22 protein-coding genes are annotated in these 21296 nt (G+C 39.2%); all 22 read left to right on the top strand.

The genetic code is table 11. The features are described from left to right. Positions 1-2 precede the first annotated feature (2 nt). Positions 3-1466 (top strand): nucleoside triphosphate pyrophosphohydrolase, encoded by a 1464-nt coding sequence (gene mazG, locus M028_RS0111390; protein ID WP_026574026.1) that lies wholly within the window; start codon positions 3-5, stop codon positions 1464-1466. A gap of 15 nt (positions 1467-1481) precedes the next feature. Beyond that, on the top strand, positions 1482-1754 hold the full coding sequence (locus M028_RS0111385) for an RNA-binding S4 domain-containing protein (protein ID WP_026574025.1): 273 nt from the start codon (positions 1482-1484) through the stop codon (positions 1752-1754). Between the two features lie 75 nt (positions 1755-1829). After that, on the top strand, positions 1830-2132 hold the full coding sequence (gene yabP / locus M028_RS0111380; protein ID WP_026574024.1) for a sporulation protein YabP: 303 nt from the start codon (positions 1830-1832) through the stop codon (positions 2130-2132). Then, a complete protein-coding gene (gene yabQ / locus M028_RS0111375; protein ID WP_026574023.1) occupies positions 2129-2761 on the top strand; it encodes a spore cortex biosynthesis protein YabQ in 633 nt (210 codons plus the stop codon). Before yabP ends, yabQ begins: the two co-directional genes overlap by 4 nt. 12 nt (positions 2762-2773) lie before the next feature. Beyond that, positions 2774-3169: an FtsB family cell division protein gene (locus M028_RS0111370; RefSeq protein WP_026574022.1), complete on the top strand. Its 396-nt coding sequence runs from the start codon at positions 2774-2776 to the stop codon at positions 3167-3169. An 83-nt stretch (positions 3170-3252) separates the two neighbouring features. Continuing rightward, on the top strand, positions 3253-3690 hold the full coding sequence (locus tag M028_RS0111365; protein ID WP_026574021.1) for a S1 domain-containing RNA-binding protein: 438 nt from the start codon (positions 3253-3255) through the stop codon (positions 3688-3690). Between the two features lie 290 nt (positions 3691-3980). Continuing rightward, positions 3981-6455: a stage II sporulation protein E gene (spoIIE, locus tag M028_RS0111360; RefSeq protein WP_026574020.1), complete on the top strand. Its 2475-nt coding sequence runs from the start codon at positions 3981-3983 to the stop codon at positions 6453-6455. Positions 6456-6551: 96 nt separating this feature from the next. Then, complete coding sequence (locus M028_RS0111355) at positions 6552-7289, top strand: VWA domain-containing protein (RefSeq protein WP_026574019.1); 738 nt, start codon at positions 6552-6554, stop codon at positions 7287-7289. Further along, complete coding sequence (locus M028_RS0111350) at positions 7258-8259, top strand: serine/threonine protein kinase (protein ID WP_026574018.1); 1002 nt, start codon at positions 7258-7260, stop codon at positions 8257-8259. The genes M028_RS0111355 and M028_RS0111350 overlap by 32 nt, the downstream gene beginning before the upstream one ends. A 143-nt stretch (positions 8260-8402) precedes the next feature. Continuing rightward, positions 8403-9788 (top strand): tRNA lysidine(34) synthetase TilS, encoded by a 1386-nt coding sequence (gene tilS / locus M028_RS0111345; RefSeq protein ID WP_026574017.1) that lies wholly within the window; start codon positions 8403-8405, stop codon positions 9786-9788. 26 nt (positions 9789-9814) lie between these two features. Next, complete coding sequence (hpt, locus tag M028_RS0111340; RefSeq protein ID WP_026574016.1) at positions 9815-10360, top strand: hypoxanthine phosphoribosyltransferase; 546 nt, start codon at positions 9815-9817, stop codon at positions 10358-10360. A 118-nt stretch (positions 10361-10478) separates the two neighbouring features. Beyond that, complete coding sequence (gene ftsH, locus M028_RS0111335) at positions 10479-12428, top strand: ATP-dependent zinc metalloprotease FtsH (RefSeq protein WP_026574015.1); 1950 nt, start codon at positions 10479-10481, stop codon at positions 12426-12428. Between the two features lie 182 nt (positions 12429-12610). After that, entirely contained in the window at positions 12611-13396 is a 786-nt protein-coding gene (locus M028_RS0111330; RefSeq protein ID WP_026574014.1) for a type III pantothenate kinase, read from the top strand. A 14-nt stretch (positions 13397-13410) separates the two neighbouring features. Then, entirely contained in the window at positions 13411-14289 is an 879-nt protein-coding gene (hslO, locus tag M028_RS0111325) for an Hsp33 family molecular chaperone HslO (RefSeq protein ID WP_026574013.1), read from the top strand. A 23-nt stretch (positions 14290-14312) separates the two neighbouring features. After that, positions 14313-15212 carry a peptidyl-prolyl cis-trans isomerase gene (locus M028_RS0111320; RefSeq protein ID WP_026574012.1) on the top strand — a complete coding sequence of 300 codons (900 nt, stop codon included), beginning with the start codon at positions 14313-14315 and terminating at the stop codon, positions 15210-15212. 148 nt (positions 15213-15360) lie between these two features. Beyond that, positions 15361-16284 carry a cysteine synthase A gene (gene cysK, locus M028_RS0111315; RefSeq protein WP_026574011.1) on the top strand — a complete coding sequence of 308 codons (924 nt, stop codon included), beginning with the start codon at positions 15361-15363 and terminating at the stop codon, positions 16282-16284. 130 nt (positions 16285-16414) lie between these two features. Continuing rightward, positions 16415-17260 (top strand): dihydropteroate synthase, encoded by an 846-nt coding sequence (folP, locus tag M028_RS0111310; RefSeq protein ID WP_026574010.1) that lies wholly within the window; start codon positions 16415-16417, stop codon positions 17258-17260. Further along, positions 17253-17612 (top strand): dihydroneopterin aldolase, encoded by a 360-nt coding sequence (folB, locus tag M028_RS0111305; RefSeq protein ID WP_026574009.1) that lies wholly within the window; start codon positions 17253-17255, stop codon positions 17610-17612. The genes folP and folB overlap by 8 nt, the downstream gene beginning before the upstream one ends. Before the next feature lie 2 nt (positions 17613-17614). Beyond that, a complete protein-coding gene (gene folK / locus M028_RS0111300) occupies positions 17615-18142 on the top strand; it encodes a 2-amino-4-hydroxy-6-hydroxymethyldihydropteridine diphosphokinase (protein ID WP_026574008.1) in 528 nt (175 codons plus the stop codon). Next, a complete protein-coding gene (locus tag M028_RS0111295) occupies positions 18094-18306 on the top strand; it encodes a helix-turn-helix domain-containing protein (RefSeq protein WP_026574007.1) in 213 nt (70 codons plus the stop codon). The genes folK and M028_RS0111295 overlap by 49 nt, the downstream gene beginning before the upstream one ends. A gap of 19 nt (positions 18307-18325) precedes the next feature. After that, positions 18326-19318: a tRNA dihydrouridine synthase DusB gene (gene dusB, locus M028_RS0111290; RefSeq protein WP_026574006.1), complete on the top strand. Its 993-nt coding sequence runs from the start codon at positions 18326-18328 to the stop codon at positions 19316-19318. A 189-nt stretch (positions 19319-19507) separates the two neighbouring features. After that, positions 19508-20992 (top strand): lysine--tRNA ligase, encoded by a 1485-nt coding sequence (gene lysS / locus M028_RS0111285; protein WP_026574005.1) that lies wholly within the window; start codon positions 19508-19510, stop codon positions 20990-20992. Positions 20993-21296: the final 304 nt, after the last annotated feature.

Raw genomic sequence — 21296 nt, 5'->3', positions numbered from 1 at the left:
ATATGAAAAAAATTGAGATACTGGGTTTGGGTGCTGGGGATTTGGAGCAGCTTCCGTTAGGTGTGTATAAAAAATTAATCCAATCCGAACATGTTTATTTACGGACAAAAGAGCATCCGGTTGTGGCTGAATTGGAAAAAGAGGGTTTTCAATATATTTCATTTGATTCTATCTATGAAAAACATGATCAATTTGAGGAAGTATATCAGGAGATTTCTGCAACCTTGTTAAATATGGCCAAAACAGGTCCGATCCTATATGCTGTTCCTGGACATCCGCTTGTCGCGGAGCGTGCTGTTCAGCTTTTATTAGAGCAGGGTCTAGAAGAAGGGGTTGAAATTGTAATTGGCGGAGGCCAGAGTTTTATTGATGCCTTATTTCAATCATTAAAAATTGATCCAATTGATGGATTTCAATTGCTCGATGGAACGGCACTCAGCAGCAGTCAACTTCAAATGGGACAGCATATGATCATAAGTCAGGTTTATGATCAATTTGTTGCTTCAAATGTAAAATTAACCTTAATGGAATGTTTGCCGGATGAATATGAGGTATATCTTGTTACAGCTGCAGGGAGCAGTCAGGAAAAGATTGAGAAACTGCCATTATATGAGCTTGACCGCAATGTTGGCATTAACAACCTTACATCCGTTTATGTACCGCCTGTACAAGACGAAAAGATCTTATTTAAGACCTTTTCAAAGCTTCGGGATATAATTGCGGAGTTACGCGGGCCGCATGGCTGTCCATGGGATAAGGAACAAACACATGAATCACTAAAGAAATATTTAATTGAAGAATCCTACGAAGTGATTGAAGCGATTGATGAGGAGGATTTTGATCATTTAATTGAAGAATTGGGTGACGTTCTCCTGCAGGTCCTGCTGCATGCCCAAATAGGCGAGGATGAAGGTTACTTTTCCATCGACGATGTGATTGAAGGGATTTCAGCAAAAATGGTTCGACGACATCCCCATGTTTTTGGAAATGTGAAGGCAGAAAATTCAAAGGAAGTACTACAAAATTGGCAGGAAATTAAAAGGCAGGAAAAGGGGGAACAACCGGATTCCATCCTTTCAGGAGTTTCAAAATCCATACCCAATTTGATTCGGGCCTATGAGCTGCAAAAGAAAGCAGCAAAGGTTGGGTTTGACTGGCAGGAAATTGCCCCCGCTTTCGAGAAAGTGAAAGAAGAGCTTCAGGAATTTGAGGATGAGTTGAATGGTAAGGATAAAGAGCTTAAGTTAGCAAAACAAGAGTTTGGTGACTTATTGTTTGCTTTTGTCAATGTAGCTAGGTTTCTAGATATTCATCCCGAAGAGGCTTTATTTGAAACAAATGAGAAATTCATCCGTCGCTTTCGATTTATTGAAGAAAAAGTAAAGGAAAGCGGGAAAGCATTTGAAGAATTTACTCTTGAAGAGCTTGATCGGTTTTGGGATGAAGCAAAAGCCAAGGGATTATAGAATGGGGGAGTAATGATGCGTTTAGATAAATTTTTAAAGGTTTCAAGATTGATTAAAAGAAGGACATTAGCAAAAGAAGTATCAGATCAGGGCAGAATTGAGATTAATGGGAAAGAGGCAAAAGCCAGCTCAACCGTTAAGGTGGGGGATGAGTTAACCATTCGTTTAGGTCAAAGAAAAGTAACGGCAAGAATTGACCGAATCCAGGAAACATCCCGAAAGGAAGAAGCTGCCGAGATGTATACAATCCTAAAAGAAGAGAAAATAGGTTCACAAGAATTAGAGTAGGTGCTTGTTCTATTTCTTTTATCCCTCACATAACATGTACAAAAAGGTTTGTACAACTGACTGTGAGGGATGAAGATGAGCCAATATTATGATGTCAATACAACAAAGAGCAGCGTTCCAGAACATGATGTGATTATGCGGGGAAGAAAGCTTTTAGACATTACAGGCGTAAAACAGGTAGAAAGCTTTGATAACGAAGAATTTTTATTAGAAACCGTCATGGGGTTTTTGGCCATCAAAGGACAAAATCTGCAAATGAAAAATCTAGATGTGGAAAAGGGGATTGTTTCAATTAAGGGCAAAATCTTTGATTTAGTCTATTTAGATGAACAGCATGGGGAGAAAGCTAAAGGATTCTTTAGCAAGTTATTCCGATGACACTTTCCACTCAATTTCTAACAATGCTCTCCATGATTGGAATGGGTGCATTATTTGGAGTAATGTTTGATACCTATCAGCGGTTTTTAGATCGGCCGAGAAGGAATCGCTTCATCGTTTTTGTAAACGACATCCTATTTTGGATTATTCAAGCATTACTCATATTTTACATTTTGTTCCAAGTGAATAATGGAGAAATCCGCTTTTATATCTTTATTGCCCTTCTCTGTGGCTTTGCCGGATATCAAGGTCTTTTTAAAGGGCCGTATCTTCGCCTATTGGAATTACTGATCAAAGCGGTTATTTCCATTTACCGATTCCTTAAACATTCCTTTTTGATGGTAATCTATAGGCCTATTGTGGGTCTTATAAAACTAGTCATTTTTATGGTTATTTTCCTTGGCAGGGGCCTTTATACCCTTGTCAAATTTATTTTAAAGGTTGTATGGTTGGTTATAAAAGTCATTGTCATACCCGTTCAAAAAATATTGCTATTAATTTGGAGACTTTTGCCGAAAGGTCTTAAAAAATCCGTCGATAAGTTATATAATAGAACAGCAGGAAAATTCAAGAAATTAAAGAATTATATTGTTAAGTGGATAGATAAGTGGAAAAAGCGTAAACAGTAAGGAGGTTATGAAATGAGCGCGGTACGCAAAAAAAATGTAGCAAAGATTCAATCAACGTATGTAGAGCAGCAAGAGTTTGCTGAAATTGCAACAGCTAGAAAAAGAAAGTTAGTCGTACGCCGCCTTTCGTTGTTTTTAGTTTTTGCGATTTTCGTTTCTTATTTCATGATTTCCAGCATTCTAACGCAGGCTTCCGTGATAGATGCAAAAAAGGCACAAAAAAAACAGCTTGGCCTTAAGCTTGCTGAATTAAAAAAACAGCAGGATATCCTTAAGGAGGATATTGTGAAATTAAATGATGATGATTACATTGCTAAACTAGCGAGAAAAGAATATTTTTTCTCAAAGAAAAATGAAATTATCTTTAATATTCCTGAGGACAAAAAGGAAAAATCAACCGGTAACTAGTCTTATTGACACTGTTTTTTTACTTTCTGTATAATATAAGGTAAGATTGATTTTTTATTTTTTTAAGGAGGAACATTTTTTTTATGTCAATTGAAGTAGGCAGCAAGTTACAAGGAAAGGTAACAGGGATTACAAATTTCGGAGCGTTTGTGGAGCTGCCGGATGGATCAACAGGGCTCGTACACATTAGTGAGGTTGCAGACAACTATGTAAAAGATATCAATGATCATCTTAAGGTTGGCGACCAAGTTGAGGTTAAAGTCATTAATGTTGAAAAGGATGGCAAAATTGGACTATCCATCAAAAAAGCAAAAGATAGACCAGAGACACCTCAAAGATCTCATTCAAATTCGCATTCACAACGTCCTCGTCAGGGTAGAACGAACGATCGCAATAACTCTAGACCAGAAAACTTTGAAACAAAGATGGCTAAATTTTTAAAAGATAGCGAAGATCGTTTGTCTTCCCTAAAACGACACACAGAGTCAAAACGTGGAGGAAGAGGAGCTAGACGAGGATAACTTGCTGCTTGTTTATTGAAGGATAAAGGGCAGGTTCATTTAAAATATAGATCAACAATGACAAGTCATTATGACTTGTCTTTTTGTTTTAATGGAAACACTGACTTCTATGTTGGTGTTTTTTTATTTATGCAAAATTCCGACAATTAATATAATAATTCAGATTATTTGGATAAATTTAGTGAATACCGTCGAACGAAACTTACATATTCGTTCAATCTTTTGACAAACTTTTAACACTATCAACTTTATAATAGTTGGCAACGATGAATTAATAGGGAGTGTGAGATATGGAAAAGCCAAACGCTAGTTTAATAGAGCCGATCGGAGAAGTCAACCTACATTCATCCAAATGGGAGTGGGAGAAGGGAGTGAAAAAACTCCAAAACTATTTGGAGTCTTTTTTTATTAAAAAGGGATACCTTCTGTTATTAGTAGGATTTTTGCTTGGACGAGCTTTAATCTTGTCCAAACTTACTCCATTCAGTCTCCCATTTTTCGCAGCCGTATATTTAATCAAAAGGGATCGCGCACCGCTTGCGTTAGTTGGATTAATTGCAGGAGCTGCGACACTATCGATTGAAAATGCCGGTTTTACTTTTGTAGCGGTCCTGCTATTTCTAATCGTTTTCCGGATAGGAGAGAAATGGATAAAGAGCGGAATAAAATCCTTGCCCTTTTTTGTCGGAATTATCTTAGGCCTTGGGAAATTAATTGAATCTTTCCTATTAACAGGGCAATTGACATTTTACGATGGAATGATGGCCGCTGTGCAGGCCAGCCTATCATTTATTTTAACGTTGATCTTTTTGCAAAGCATTCCGTTATTAACTGTAACCAAACGCAGGCAGCTATTAAAAACGGAGGAAATTATCGGTTTAATTATCATGCTAGCTTCGATTATGACCGGAACCATTGGCTGGCAGGTATATGATCTTTCTGTTGAACACATTATGTCGAGATATCTCGTTTTAGTCTTTTCCTTTATTGCCGGTGCAACGGTGGGCTCAACCGTTGGGGTGGTAACAGGGTTAATCTTTAGCCTGGCAAGTGTGTCTAGCTTTACCCATATGAGTTTACTAGCATTCTCCGGTGTATTAGGCGGTTTATTAAAAGAGGGGAAAAAAATAGGTGTATCAATAGGATTATTAATTGCTACTCTCTTAATCGGTATGTACGGAGAAGGTGGCGGCTCTTTATCCCAAACTTTATTGGAGTCAGCAGCAGCCATTCTTTTATTCCTCTTAACGCCGCAGGTTTTCACCTCAAGACTAGCTAAGTATATCCCGGGAACTTCAGAATATACAGCTGAACAACAAAAATACATGAGAAAGATGCGGGATGTTACCGCACAGCGCGTCTCCCAATTTTCTAATGTCTTTTCTGCCTTATCCAATAGTTTTTCACAAATGGATGTAGAGCCAAGCGAAGAAGAAAATGTGAGAGAAATGGATTACTTTATGAGTAATGTAACGGAAAAAACATGCCAAACTTGCTTTAAAAAAGAACAATGCTGGGCAAAGAATTTTAATACAACCTATTCATATATGGAAGAAATTATTCATGAAATGGATCAAAACGATGGGGTTATTCCAACAAAACTTACGAGAGAGTGGGACAAGTATTGTACCAGGTCGAAACGAGTCTATGATGTCATTCAAACCGAGCTTACTTTCTTCCAGGCCAATCAAAAATTAAAAAAACAAGTAAGAGAAAGCAGAAGATTAGTGGCCGACCAGCTTCAAGGTGTTTCCGAGGTAATGGAGAATTTTTCGAAGGAAATTCAGCGTGAGCGGGAAAACCACTATAGGCAGGAAGAGCAAATTATGGAGGCTCTTCAGGACTTTGGCATACAAATTGAACAGGTTGAAATTTACAGCCTTGAACAAGGAAATGTTGATATTGAAATGACCATTCCTTTTTACAATAGCCATGGGGAGTGTGAAAAATTGATTGCCCCGATGCTGTCGGATATTCTGGGCGAAACAATTGTTGTTCAAAAAGAAGATTCTGCAGAGTACTTAAATGGTCTATGTCATGCGAATTTCCGTTCTTCAAAAAAGTTCATTGTACAAACGGGGGTAGCCCATGCGGCTAAGGATGGCGGCTTTATTTCAGGCGACAGTTACTCAGAAATTGAACTTGGCTTAGGCAAGTATGCTATTGCCATTAGTGATGGAATGGGAAATGGCGAAAGGGCACATTATGAAAGTAATGAAACGATTCAACTTTTGCAAAAAATCCTGCAAACAGGTATTGAGGAACAAGTAGCAATTAAATCAATTAATTCAATTCTATCCCTAAGGACAACTGATGAAATTTTTTCAACATTAGACCTTGCCATGATTGATTTGCAGAATGCATCAGCAAAATTTTTGAAGATTGGTTCAACACCAAGTTTTATTAAACGGGGGAATAAAATTATCAAAATTCAAGCCAGCAATTTGCCAATTGGAATGCTTGAGGAATTCGAAGTCGATGTTGTCAGTGAACAGCTAAAGGCAGGCGATTTATTAATTATGATGAGCGATGGGGTTTTTGAAGGACCAAGGCATGTCGAAAATTATGAGCTTTGGATGAAGCGGAAAATTCAGGAGTTACAAACGGATGATCCACAGGAAGTAGCAGATTTAATCATGGAAGAAGTCATTCGCACAAGCTCTGGATTTATTGATGATGATATGACCGTAACAGTGGCCAAAATAAAACATAATACTCCTAAATGGGCCAGCATCCCTGTGCAAAAAATGAAGAAAAGAGCCTAAACGGCTTAATTTGCACAACTAAGTCTCTAAATATGTATAATTCATCTCCTTCCCGTCGAAAATGGTAACAATTCATGATGTGGAGGGAGAATGGTTATGTATTCAGGGAAAATCCGCCAAATCTTATTGATAACTGATGGGTGCTCCAATCATGGTGAAGACCCAATTGCCATGGCAGCACTTGCAAAAGAAGAAGGAATTACGGTGAATGTAATTGGTGTCATGGACCATGATGTGATTGATGAAAAGGGTATGACAGAAATTGAAGGTATTGCCTTGTCTGGCGGTGGAGTCAGCCAAATCGTCTATGCAGAACGGCTGGCCCATACCGTCCAAATGGTAACGAGGAAAGCGATGACCCAAACTCTCCAAGGAGTTATAAACAAAGAGTTAAAGCAGATTTTGGGCAACTCACAAACGATTGAAGATCTGCCTCCCGAAAAGCGCGGCGAGGTAATGGAGGTTGTCGATGAATTAGGGGAGACTGTCGAATTAGAGGTGTTGATTCTTGTCGATACAAGCGCAAGCATGAAACACAAGCTTCCGACCGTTAAAGAAGCGATTCTAGACCTTTCCATCAGCTTAAATGCAAGAACAGGTGATAATTATTATTCCGTTTACGTATTTCCTGGGAAAAAGAATAATGTCGAAATGTTGCTGGATTGGACGCCAAAACTACAATCTTTGACAAGCATCTTTTCACAGCTGTCTACTGGTGGCATTACGCCAACAGGGCCGGCACTCAGAACAGCTTTATCTGCCTTTAATCAAAAACAATCATTAAGGAGCCTGCTTTCTCGTGATGATGAATCATACTTTGAAGAGTCAATGTAAGGTTAGCCCTGGCACAGTCATTTCAGGTAAATGGCATTCAAATCAGTATACCATTTTGAAGGAACTGGGATATGGAGCAAACGGAGTGGTTTATCTCGCGAATCATAAAAACACTGAGGTAGCTTTGAAGATGAGTGATAATGGATTGTCGATTACCTCTGAGGTAAATGTTTTAAAATCCTTTGCAAAGGTCCAAGGGTCTGCCCTCGGGCCTTCTTTGCTTGATGTTGATGATTGGAAGACAAATCGCGGACAGGTGTCCTTTTATGTAATGGAGTTTATAAAGGGACCGGATTTACTTACGTTTATTGAACAGAAAGGGAAATCATGGATTGTAGTATTAATGTTACAGCTTTTAAGCGATCTTGAAAAGCTGCACCAAAATGGATGGGTGTTCGGGGATTTAAAACCTGAAAACTTAATTGTTACCGGCCCCCCGCCAAAAATTAGATGTATTGATGTGGGTGGTACAACCATTGCTGGAAGGGCTATTAAAGAATTTACGGAATTTTATGATCGTGGATACTGGGGCCTTGGTTCAAGAGTAGCCGAGCCTTCATACGACCTCTTTTCTTTGGCAATGATTATGATCAATACCGCCTATCCGAAGCGCTTTACAAAAACGACAGGGGGCCTTTCACAACTAACAGAGGCAATCCGGCAGAAGCCTGAGCTTCATTCCTTGGAAAAAGTAATGGTAAATGCACTAAAAGGACATTATACAAATGCGAGACAAATGAGACAGGATCTGTTGGCTTTATTAACGGATGAGCCGCTGCCTAAGCACCGAAAAGTGTCAAAAGCAGCTGCCAACAATATTTCGAGCCCAGTACCTGATCTTAATAAAAACAACCCAAAAACAAGGCAGCAATATCGAAAGAAAAAGAAAAAAACAGGCTGGATTGAAACAGGAGTCATAGCAGCAGTATTTATTATTTTCTATGTGGTCATTATTTTAAAATTTTTTTGAAACTATTGAGAGTTTCATTCGTAATTAATTTGTAACAATTAAGAAAATACAGCAGTTAATGAAGACATTGTTTTTGATAGTTTAAATACAAAAGTGGTAAGCTATTGGTATTCAATTTTAAAAAAGACTGAGGAAGAAGCAATATGTTGGAACCGAAGGTAATGGATTTTCTTTGCCGCCACTTCTTTTCATTAAAAAGTAAAAAAATCATTGTTGGTGTTTCGGGGGGACCTGATTCTCTTGCACTACTACATTTCCTTTGGGGGCAAAAGGATAAAAGAAACCTTTCGATTGTTGCGGCCCATGTTGACCATATGTTTCGTGGGCAAGAATCCCTTGATGATGCTTTTTTTGTTAAGGATTATTGTAAGCAGCATGATATTCCCTTTGAAATGACCCGAATCAATATTCCACTGATAATGGAAAGAACCGGGGAAAGCTCCCAGGTCGCGGCTAGAGAGGAACGATATAAATTTTTTGAAACCATCATGGAAAAATATGACTATCCTTACTTGGCACTTGCGCACCATGGTGATGATCAAATTGAAACGATGCTCATGCGAATGACAAGGGGGAGTACTGGAAAAGCGCGAGCTGGTATCCCCTTTACCCGTCCTTTTCATAGAGGTATGATTTTTCGCCCCTTTCTAACCTTGACAAAGGAGGAGATTGAACAGTACTGCAGGGAAAATCAACTCACACCGCGAATAGACCCAAGTAATAAAAAAAGTATTTATAGCAGGAATCGATTTCGAAAAGAAGTTTTACCGTTTTTAAAGATGGAAAATCCAAATGTTCATGAACATTTTCAACGTTTTAGTGAAGATTTACAATGTGACGAGGTATTTCTTCAGGAATTAACTGTCCAAAACATGAATAAAGTAATGACAATAAGGGAAAAATCCAAAATTAGCATGGACATAAAACCGTTTCTTGATATGCCTTTACCTTTACAAAGGAGAGGTATTCAACTAATATTAAACTATCTTTACAAGGAAAAACCTGCATCTCTTTCTGCTGTACATATTGAACAGATTTTCTCAATAATTTACCATTCAGGACCATCAGGAAAACTGAATTTCCCAAACGGACTGATGGTTATTCGGTCCTACGAGACCATATTCTTCCAATTTGGGGATTCAAGTGTAAAGAATTATTATTATGTAGTACACGATGATTCAAAGATTGATTTACCAGATGGGGGGAGTATCGGGGTTAAGTTTGTTCATAAAGAACCTTCAGAATATGACTCTCACTCTGCAATCTTTAATGCAGCAAGGATTAAGTGGCCGATTGTGATTCGGACAAGGGAAAATGGAGACCGAATGTCTTTAAAAGGAATGTCAGGAACGAGGAAATTAAAGGATATATTCATTGACTATAAAGTTCCCCTTCAAGAGCGGGACACTTGGCCGGTAATTACAGATGGAGATCATTCCATTATCTGGCTTCCTGGTTTAAAAAAATCAGCAATGGAAGGCACCGATTCCTCTGCAAAACAATATTTACTACTCACATATAAAACGTAATGATTTTTCTAGGGGGCACAAGTAGAATGAAACAGGATATTGAAAAGGTGTTAATTTCAGAAGAAGAAATTCAGGAAAAAGTTAGGGGATTAGGGGCAGAGCTTACCGAAGAATACAAAGATCGTTTCCCGCTTGCTATCGGTGTTTTGAAAGGTGCTATGCCTTTTATGGCGGACTTATTGAAACATATGGACTGCTACCTTGAAATGGACTTTTTGGATGTATCCAGCTATGGTAACTCAATGACTTCCTCAGGAGAAGTGAAAATCCTTAAGGACTTAGATACTTCTGTTGAAGGAAGAGATATCTTAATTATCGAAGATATTATCGATAGTGGTCTTACATTAAGCTATTTAGTCGACCTTTTCCGTTATCGAAAGGCGAAGTCGATTAAAATTGTCACTTTGCTTGATAAACCTACAGGAAGGAAAAGTGATATTCAGGCCGATTATGTCGGCTTTATTGTACCGGATGCCTTTGTTGTGGGCTACGGATTGGATTATGCCGAGAAATACCGGAACCTTCCATATATTGGGGTTTTGAAACCTGAAGTATACAGTAACAACCTTTAAGCAAAACTTAACGAAAGACATTCTTCGATGTCCTGAAGTAAGTGTAATTCCTTGAATTGGAATGATTTTCTATGATACTATTTAATATAGTTTGTTTACCCGTGGGAGGAGGTAAGGGATGAATCGGATTTTCCGTAATACCATCTTTTATTTATTAATATTTTTAGTCATCATTGGTGTTGTAAGCTTCTTTAATGGAAGCAACGAGCCGACTGATCATATTTCATATGATAAGTTCGTTTCCCAATTAGAGAAGGGGGAAGTTAAGTCATTCTCCATGCAGCCTGAACGAGGTGTTTTTGAGGTTCGGGGACAGTTTAACGATGGGAAGGATAAAAACTTCTTAACCTATATACCAAACAGTGAAAAGATTCTTGATCGAATTGATCGTGCAAAAACAACAAATGTGGATGTGTTGCCAGCTAAAGAAACTAGCGGATGGGTTACCTTCTTCACTTCCATTATTCCGTTTGTGATTATTTTTATCTTATTTTTCTTTTTATTGAACCAGGCACAGGGCGGCGGCAGCCGAGTCATGAATTTTGGTAAGAGCAAAGCCAAGCTCTATAACGACGATAAGAAAAAGGTTCGTTTTAGAGATGTAGCCGGCGCAGATGAAGAAAAACAAGAATTAGTCGAAGTAGTTGAGTTTTTAAAAGACCCTCGTAGATTTGCCGAGCTTGGTGCCCGTATTCCAAAAGGGGTATTGCTTGTCGGACCTCCAGGGACAGGTAAAACGCTTCTTGCAAGGGCAACAGCTGGTGAAGCCGGCGTACCATTCTTTTCGATAAGTGGTTCTGACTTTGTTGAAATGTTTGTTGGGGTCGGTGCATCTCGTGTTCGTGATTTGTTTGAAAATGCGAAGAAAAATGCTCCGTGTATCATTTTCATTGACGAGATTGATGCGGTTGGCCGTCAGCGTGGTGCTGGTTTAGGCGGAGGCCATGACGAGCGTGAGCAAACATTGAACCAATTGCTAGTTGAAATGGACGGCTTTGGTGCTAATGAAGGAATTATTATTATTGCTGCAACAAACCGTGCAGATATTTTGGACCCTGCGTTACTTCGTCCAGGCCGTTTTGACCGTCAAATTACTGTTGATCGTCCGGATGTTATTGGACGTGAGGCAGTACTTAAAGTCCATGCACGCAATAAGCCATTAGATGATTCTGTAAACTTGAAAAACATTGCTATGCGTACACCTGGCTTTTCAGGTGCAGATTTAGAGAATTTATTAAATGAGGCCGCTTTAGTTGCAGCCCGTGCAAATAAGAAAAAAATCGATATGGAAGATATCGATGAAGCAACGGATCGGGTAATTGCCGGTCCTGCTAAAAAGAGCCGTGTTATTTCTGAAAAAGAACGCAATATTGTAGCATTCCATGAGAGTGGTCATACAGTGATTGGTTTAGTTTTAGATGAAGCAGATATGGTCCATAAGGTTACAATTGTTCCACGTGGGCAAGCTGGCGGCTATGCTGTAATGCTTCCACGTGAAGACCGCTATTTTATGACAAAACCTGAGTTGCTTGATAAAATTACCGGTTTGTTGGGTGGCCGTGTTGCGGAAGAGATTGTATTTGGTGAAGTAAGTACAGGTGCGCACAATGACTTCCAACGCGCTACAGGGATTGCACGAAGAATGGTTACTGAGTTTGGAATGAGTGATAAGCTCGGTCCATTGCAATTTGGTCAAGCGCAAGGACAGGTATTCTTGGGTCGTGACCTGCACAATGAGCAAAATTATTCTGACGCAATTGCTTACGAAATCGACCTTGAAATTCAACGAATTATTAAAGAGTGTTATGAGAGAGCGAGAACGATTCTAACGGAAAACCGTGATAAGTTAAATCTTATTGCCAATACTCTTCTTGAGGTCGAAACCCTTGTTGCTGAACAAATCAAATATTTGGTTGAAAACGGAAAGATGCCTGATAGTTCCGTGGCTCTTGAAAGTGTTCATATTGGTCCGAAAAAAGTGGAGGATGTAAAAGTAAACATCAACACCAAAAAGGACGAACAAGTTGACTTAACCAAAACAGATGATCCTGGTAACGAGCAAAAGTAAATAAAAAAAGAGTGCTTCCTATTGAAGCACTCTTTTTTTTCATAACTTTAGGTAACGCACCAAGCCTCGTGAAAAGTCCAGAAGGTCTCGCAATCGACGAGTTTTCTTTACATGACCTTACACAATTATGTTATTATGTTTTCAGTGTGAGAAATGATAAATCTGTAAAGTGAGTGATAGATTTGATTTTTGTCTTTGATGTGGGGAATACAAATATTGTATTGGGTGTTTATGAGGAGGATGAACTAAAATATCACTGGCGGATTGAAACGAATCGCAATCGTACAGAAGATGAATTCGGAATGATCATCAAATCCTTGTTTGACCACTCAAAATTAAGCTTTTCAAAAATTGACGGAATCATTATCTCTTCTGTTGTTCCACCAATTATGTTTGCATTAGAGCGAATGTGTCAAAAATATTTCCATATCAAGCCGCTCGTAGTGGGGCCGGGAATCAAAACAGGGCTTAATATTAAATATGAAAACCCAAGAGAAGTTGGAGCTGACAGGATTGTAAATGCAGTTGCGGCGATTCACGAATATGGAAGTCCACTTATTATTGTTGATTTTGGAACGGCAACTACTTATTGCTATGTAAATGAAGAGCGTCAATATATGGGAGGGGCGATTGCTCCTGGAGTAGGTATTTCAACAGAGGCCCTTTACTCAAGAGCTGCGAAGCTTCCGAGAATTGAAATAGCACGTCCGGAAGGGGTTATTGGGAAAAATACAGTTGCAGCCATGCAGGCTGGTATTGTTTATGGGTATGTTGGTCAAGTTGAGGGTATTGTAAGAAGGATGATCGAGCAAAGTGAAAAAAAGCCAACGGTTATTGCTACTGGGGGGTTATCTAATTTAATTGCTCAGGAATCAAAGATCATTGACATTGTTGACCCTTTTTTAACTTTAAAGGGACTGCAGTTAATCTATAAACGAAATATAGATTCGTTTCACCATAACAACTAGAGGGGAGTCTGAAAATGAACGATTATCTTGTAAAGGCACTTGCCTTTGACGGGCATGTACGTGCATATGCTGTTCGTACAACGAACATTGTGAGTGAAGCACAGCGCCGGCACGATACATGGAGAACAGCCTCTGCAGCATTAGGGAGATCCCTTACAGCTGGAGTCATGATGGGGGCAATGCTAAAGGGTGAAGAAAAATTAACTATTAAAATTGAAGGGGACGGCCCGTTAGGCCCAATCCTTGTTGACAGTAATGCCAAGGGAGAAGTCCGCGGATATGTAACGCATCCTCATGTTGACTTTGAAGCGAATGCCCATGGAAAGCTTGATGTTCGCCGTGCGGTCGGCACTACAGGGTCTTTAACGGTTATAAAGGATATTGGTCTCCGCGACTTTTTCTCTGGACAGGTTCCGCTTGTTTCAGGTGAATTAGGGGAGGATTTCACCTACTACTTTGCTACTTCCGAGCAAATTCCATCTTCAGTCGGTGTAGGCGTTTTGGTGAATCCGGACGACTCGATTTTAGCTGCAGGAGGGTTTATTCTTCAATTAATGCCAGGAATTGAAGATGCAGCGATAACAAAAATGGAAGAACGATTAAAGACTATACCGCCTGTTTCTAAATTAATTGAAAAGGGGCTTACCCCTGAAGAAATCTTAGGGGAACTTTTTGGGGATGAGCCCGTTAATATACTGGAAAAAATGCCGGTAAAATTCCAATGTACATGCTCAAAAGAGCGCTTCTCTAATGCCATACTCGGATTAGGTGCTGCTGAAATTACTGCAATGATTGAAGAAGATGGACAAGCTGAAGCACATTGTCATTTCTGCAATGAAAAGTATCTTTTTACAAAAGAAGAATTGGAAGAACTAAACAAGCAGGCAAAATAAGCAGGGGCATTGGGGGAAAAAAGTTGAGGAGAAAGCAACTTTGGTTTGTAATCGCCGCACTGATTATGGTTAATTGCTTAACTATAGCCATTTTTCTCACAAAAGGGAATACGGCTAATGGCGCCAGCTTAAAAAAAGATGTCGTGGCAACGGTAGGGAAAAAGGAGATTTTAAGGCAGGATTGGCTGAATGAATTAGAAGCACGGTATGGTAAAGATGTGCTAAAAGATATGATCCATCAAAAGGTCGTTAAAGAAATGGCAAAAAAGTATAAAATAACGGTTTCTAATCAGGATGTCGAAAGAGAATTTAGAATTATTCAAACCACTTATCATTCATCCAGCGAAAAAAGGCAGGAAGACGAGAATAGGTGGAAAGAACAAATTCGGAATAGTTTATTGCTTGAAGAAATCTTGACAAAGGACGTTGCCGTTTCTGAACAGGAAAAGAAAAACTATTTTAACCAGAATAAAGACCTGTTTGATATCCCGTCTGCCTTTCATTTGTCTCAGATTATCGTAAAAACAGAAGCGGAAGCAGAGAAATCATTAAAGGAGCTTTCGCAGGGTTCAAGCTTTTCAACGATGGCAATGGAGCGCTCGACTGATGAATTCTCTGCTAATGATGGCGGAGATATTGGGTACATAACAGAGGATGATGACCGTTATCCTTTGGAATATGTTCTAACTGCAAAAACATTAAAAGCCGGGGAATGGAGCAAGCCTGTTAAGGTGGAACAAGGTTATGCAATCCTTAAGTTAGAAAGTAAAATAAAAGGGGAATCGTATTCTTATCAAGATGTAAAAGAGGAGATTCGCCGGCAAATTGCCCTCGAACAAATGAAAGTGCCGGCATCAGCTAGAACCTTTTGGGATGAGGCGAAGGTAAGCTGGTTCTACGGAAAAGAAAAATCAAACGATTAAACACAGAAAGTGATTTTCTGTGTTTTTTGCATTCATAAAATTTTAATAATTTGGTGAATGAATTCAATTGACAAAAGGAGCCTTAAACTGTTAAATTGTATATAAATCCAATAAAAATACTCGGAATAGAGAGCTGGGGGTAATTATAATGGTTCGTGTTGCAAATTCAGTTGCCGGATTAATCGGTCAAACACCAATTGTAAAATTAAACAGATTAGTAGATGAGAACAGTGCAGATATTTATCTAAAATTAGAGTATTTTAACCCTGGAAGCAGCGTTAAAGATCGTATTGGTTTAGCAATGATCGAGGCTGCAGAAGAACAAGGTCTTATTGCACCTGGAAAAGATACTATCATCGAGCCAACAAGTGGAAACACTGGTATTGGTCTTGCGATGGTTGCTGCTGCAAAAGGATATAAAGCTATTTTTGTAATGCCTGAGACAATGAGTTTAGAAAGAAGAAATCTTCTTCGTGCATACGGTGCAGAGCTTGTATTAACACCTGGGCCGGAAGGAATGAAAGGTGCTATCGCAAAAGCTGAAGCACTCGCTGCAGAACATGGATATTTTGTGCCGCAGCAATTCCAAAATCAAGCAAATCCAGAAGTTCACAAACGTACTACAGGACCTGAAATTGTAGCGCAAATGGAGCAGCTAGATGGCTTCGTTTCTGGAATTGGTACTGGCGGAACCATCACTGGTGCTGGAAGCGTTCTTCGTGAACATTATCCAAATATTAAAATTTATGCGGTTGAACCAAAAGATTCAGCTATTTTATCAGGTGGAAAACCAGGACCTCACAAGCTTCAAGGCCTTGGTGCCGGATTTGTACCTGACACATTAAACACAGATATTTATGATGAAGTGATTCAAATTACAACAGAAGAGGCATTCGAATATGCCCGCCGTGCGGCCAGAGAAGAAGGAATTCTTGGTGGTATTTCCTCAGGTGCGGCAATCGCTGCGGCGGTGAAAGCTGCAAAAGAGCTTGGAAAAGGGAAAAAGGTTTTAGCAATTATTCCTGATAACGGAGAGCGCTACCTAAGTACACCACTTTACCAGCTTGACTAACTGTTAAACCCAATAAGGTGATGGCTACATTAGCCACACCTTATTTTTTTGCACTGATATTAAAAATTCGTGTATGATAATGACAGCATATTATACTAAAGAAACGAGAATCATCATGGAGGATAACAGAATGAATAGAGCTGGGATACAAAAAATTGAATGTGGAAAGCATACACTAGACTTCGGTCAAAAAACCATGATCATGGGTGTTTTAAATATTACGCCCGATTCATTCTCTGATGGCGGAAAATTTAATGATCTGAATAAGGCATTAGAGCATGCTTATGAAATGGTCCAAAATGGAGCAGATATCATTGATATTGGCGGTGAATCAACGCGTCCTGGTTATGAGGTTATTTCTGAAGAGGAAGAAATCGATAGAGTGGTTCCTATTATTGATGCGATATCCAAGCAGATTCCTGTTCCGATCTCCATCGATACGTATAAAGCAAGAGTAGCTGAGCAGGCCCTTAAAGCAGGAGCTCATATCATTAATGATATTTGGGGAGCAAAGGCTGATGAAAAAATGGCTGGGGTAGCTGCACAATTTGATGTACCTATCATTCTGCAACATAATCGCAATGAACGGAATTATAATAATTTTATTCGGGATGTTATGAACGATCTATTTGAAAGCATTTCAATTGTAAAAAAAGCAGGGGTTCGTGATGAGATGATTATTTTGGATCCCGGTATAGGTTTTGCGAAGAATTACCAAGAAAATCTAGAGATGATGAGGGAACTAGAAACATTAACATCCATCGGATATCCAGTCTTATTGGGAACCTCACGAAAAAGAATGATTGGGGAAGCCTTGGATTTGCCAGTTAATGAGAGACTGGAAGGCACTGGAGCCACCGTTTGTTATGGAATTCAGAAAGGGTGTCATATTGTCAGGGTTCATGATGTAAAAGAAATGAGCAGGATGGCAAAAATGATGGATGTGCTCATGGGAAAGGGGATTGTCCTTGGATAAAATATATTTAAATCAAATGGAGTTTTATGGTTATCATGGCGTTTTTCCCGAAGAAAATCGGCTTGGTCAGCGTTTCATCGTTGATTTAATCATATCCTTGGATTTAAAAAAGGCTGGGGAAACGGATGAACTAGAGTATTCGGTCCATTATGGTGAGCTTTTTCAATTATGCCAAAAAATCGTTGAGGGAGAGCCCTATAAGCTTTTGGAAACTGTTGCGGAAAACATTGCAGCGAATGTGTTAAAGGAGTTCGTCCTTGTTAATGATGTAACGGTAAAAATGATAAAACCTGACCCACCAATTCCGGGCCATTACAAGTCTGTTGCAGTAGAAATTACAAGGAGAAGATAATGGTGGAAAATACAGCATTTATTGCCCTTGGCTCAAACATGGGAAACCGATATGATTATTTAGGACAAGCTATTAAGCTTTTGTCAGATGTTCCAAAAATAGAGTTAGTAAATTGTTCCTCTGTTTATGAAACAGATCCGGTTGGCTATGAGGATCAGGATTTATTTTTGAATATGGTAATCGAGATAAAGACTGAGTCCAACGCCTATGAACTATTAGATATCTGTTTAAAAACAGAGCAGCAACTTGGAAGAAAGCGGGAGATAAAATGGGGGCCAAGAACAATAGACCTTGACATTCTCATGTATAATCAAGAAAATATTGAAACAGAGAACCTCATCGTCCCTCATCCCCGTATGCATGAAAGGGCATTTGTTATTGTACCGTTATTGGAGATTCAGCCAGACATGATCATTCCAGGGATGGAAAAACCACTTCAAACATCATTAGATGAATTACCTGATAAAGAAGGAGTCCGGATATGGAAGCGGAAAAATGGGGAAGACGCATTCGAGCCTATCGGAAGCTAAAGGGATTTACACAGGAGAGCTTTTCGAAGGAACTAGGTGTTTCAGTATCAATTTTGGGAGAGATTGAGAGAGGCAATCGGCTTCCGCCAAGCGATTTGCTGACCAGAATTGCTCAATCCTTAAATATAACGATTGATGAATTAGCGCCGCCAAAAGAGACATAGGAAATGGAGGTACTTTTACATGTTGAAAATTGGCGATATTGAAATGAAAAACCAGGTAGTTTTAGCACCAATGGCCGGTGTTTGTAACTCTGCATTCCGTCTGACCGTTAAAGAGTTTGGCGCAGGATTAGTATGTGCTGAAATGGTTAGTGATAAAGGAATTAATTTTAGAAACGAAAAAACGATGAATATGCTTTACATCGACGAGCGGGAGAAACCGTTAAGCCTGCAAATTTTTGGAGGGGAAAAGGAATCGCTCGTAGAAGCAGCTCAATTTGTTGATAAAAATACCAATGCAGACATTATTGATATTAATATGGGATGTCCAGTTCCGAAAATTACAAAGTGTGATGCAGGGGCAAAATGGCTTTTAGATCCTAATAAAATTTATGAAATGGTTGCTGCTGTGGTTGATGCAGTTGAAAAGCCGGTAACGGTTAAAATGCGGATGGGCTGGGATGAAGATCATATTTATGCTGTTCAAAACGCCCAGGCAGTTGAACGTGCCGGTGGAAAGGCTGTTTCGCTTCATGGCCGTACGCGTGTCCAAATGTATGAAGGAAAAGCAAACTGGGATATTATTCGTGAGGTAAAACAATCGATAACGATTCCGCTTATAGGAAATGGTGATGTCCAGACGCCACAGGATGCGAAAAAAATGCTTGAGGAAACCGGCTGTGACGGAGTGATGATTGGTCGAGCAGCACTAGGTAACCCTTGGATGATTTACCGTACGGTCCAATTTCTTGAAACAGGCAAGCTTTTGGGTGAACCATCTGTTCGGGAAAAAATTGATGTTTGTATTCTTCACTTAGATCGCTTAATTGCCCTCAAGAATGAGAATATCGCTGTCCGTGAAATGCGCAAGCATGCAGCTTGGTATTTAAAAGGAATCCGAGGAAACGGTAAGGCGCGAAATGGCGTCAATGAGTGTAATACCCGTGAAGAATTGGTCACTCTTTTAAATGGTTTAGTAGCAGAAGCGGAAGAAAAAGAAGTGACAGTCGGATAAAAGCTTGAGTTTCCAATTTGGCTTATCTATAATTGCTTTGTAGCTGCCAGTAATATGCTGGCAGTTTTTATCTATGTTTTAAACATTTTTAATGTCTGAATTCCTAAGTTTGTGTAAAATAATATAGTATGTATAAAAATGCGGATTAGTATGCTATTTACATAAAAGAGATAATTGGAGTTGATTTGCATGAGTCAAGAAGAATTAAACGACCAACTGATAGTCAGACGGGAAAAAATGAATTCCATGCGCGAAAAAGGTTTAGATCCATTTGGAAAACGTTTTGACCGCACGCACAATGCGATGGAATTGATTGAACAGTACGGAGAGCTTGAAAAGGAAGCTATTGAAGCTAAAAATGTAACCGTTACTCTTGCTGGAAGAATTATGACAAAGCGCGGTAAAGGAAAAGCTGGATTTGCCCACATTCAAGATTTAACTGGCCAAATTCAAGTATATGTTAGGCAAGATGCAGTGGGAGAAGAAAAGTATGAGATTTTTGATTCGGCTGATTTAGGTGACATTATTGGGGTATCGGGTACCCTATTTAAAACCAAAGTTGGCGAATTGTCTGTTAAAGTACTAGGATTTGAGTTTTTAACGAAAGCATTACGACCACTGCCAGATAAATTCCATGGTCTTAAGGACGTAGAACAGCGCTACCGTCAGCGTTATTTAGATTTAATTATGAGCGATGAAAGTAAAAAGACCTTCATCATGCGCAGTCGTATTATCCAGGAGATGCGCCGTTATTTAGATAACCATGGCTATTTAGAAGTCGAAACTCCGATGATGCATGCTATTGCCGGGGGGGCGTCTGCTCGTCCGTTCATCACACATCACAATGCGCTGGATATGCCGTTATATATGCGCATCGCGATTGAGCTTCATTTGAAGAGACTAATCGTAGGCGGACTTGAAAAAGTCTATGAAATTGGCCGTGTTTTCCGTAATGAAGGAGTATCAACACGCCATAATCCTGAATTTACAATGATTGAACTGTATGAAGCGTATGCTGACTACAGAGATATAATGAGTCTTACAGAGAATCTAGTTGCTCATATTGCCCAAGAAGTCTTAGGGACAACAACTGTTCAATATGGTGATTATGAGGTAGACCTTAAACCAGAATGGAAAAGGCTTCATATGGTAGATGCAATTAAGGAATACACAGGAGTGGATTTCTGGAAAGAGATGAGTGTTGATGAAGCACGTGCACTGGCGAAAGAGCATGGTGTGGAAATTACCGAACATATGTTATACGGCCATATCGTTAATGAATTCTTTGAACAAAAAGTAGAGGAGAAACTGATTCAGCCAACCTTTATTTATGGACATCCAGTTGAGATATCACCGCTGGCAAAGAAAAACGATGAGGATCCACGATTTACGGATCGTTTCGAATTATTTATTGTTGCTCGTGAACATGCGAATGCCTTTACGGAACTAAATGATCCAATTGATCAGCGGGAGCGCTTTGAAGCACAATTAAAGGAAAAAGAACAAGGCAACGATGAAGCACACGAAATGGATGAAGACTTCGTAGAAGCACTTGAATATGGTATGCCACCAACAGGCGGCTTAGGGATCGGAATCGACCGTTTGGTTATGCTTTTAACCAATTCGCCTTCCATTCGCGATGTATTATTATTTCCATTAATGCGCCAACGCTAATATTTCTTAAAACTAGTGCCGGGTCCTGCCTGGCACTTTTTATTTAGAAGTTTATAATTGAAGAATGTGAATATTTTTATTTTAGATTTGATGAATAAAAACTTAAAAAGACTATTGCACACTGATTCCAATGGTGGTATATTTATATTCGTTGTTGCGAGACAACAACATGTAAGAAAAATTAACTAAAAAAAGTTGTTGACTTTAAGTTGGTAACTTGGTAAGATGATTAAGTCGCCTTTGAGCGACGAAGAAATTTGTTCTTTGAAAACTAAACAAACAAAAACGTCAACAAACAATAATA

This window comes from Bacillus sp. UNC438CL73TsuS30, from assembly GCF_000482325.1.
In the GTDB taxonomy this organism is placed as follows: domain Bacteria; phylum Bacillota; class Bacilli; order Bacillales; family Cytobacillaceae; genus Neobacillus.
Note: the sequence above shows the minus strand (reverse complement) of the source record. Positions and strands in the feature narration are given on the sequence as shown.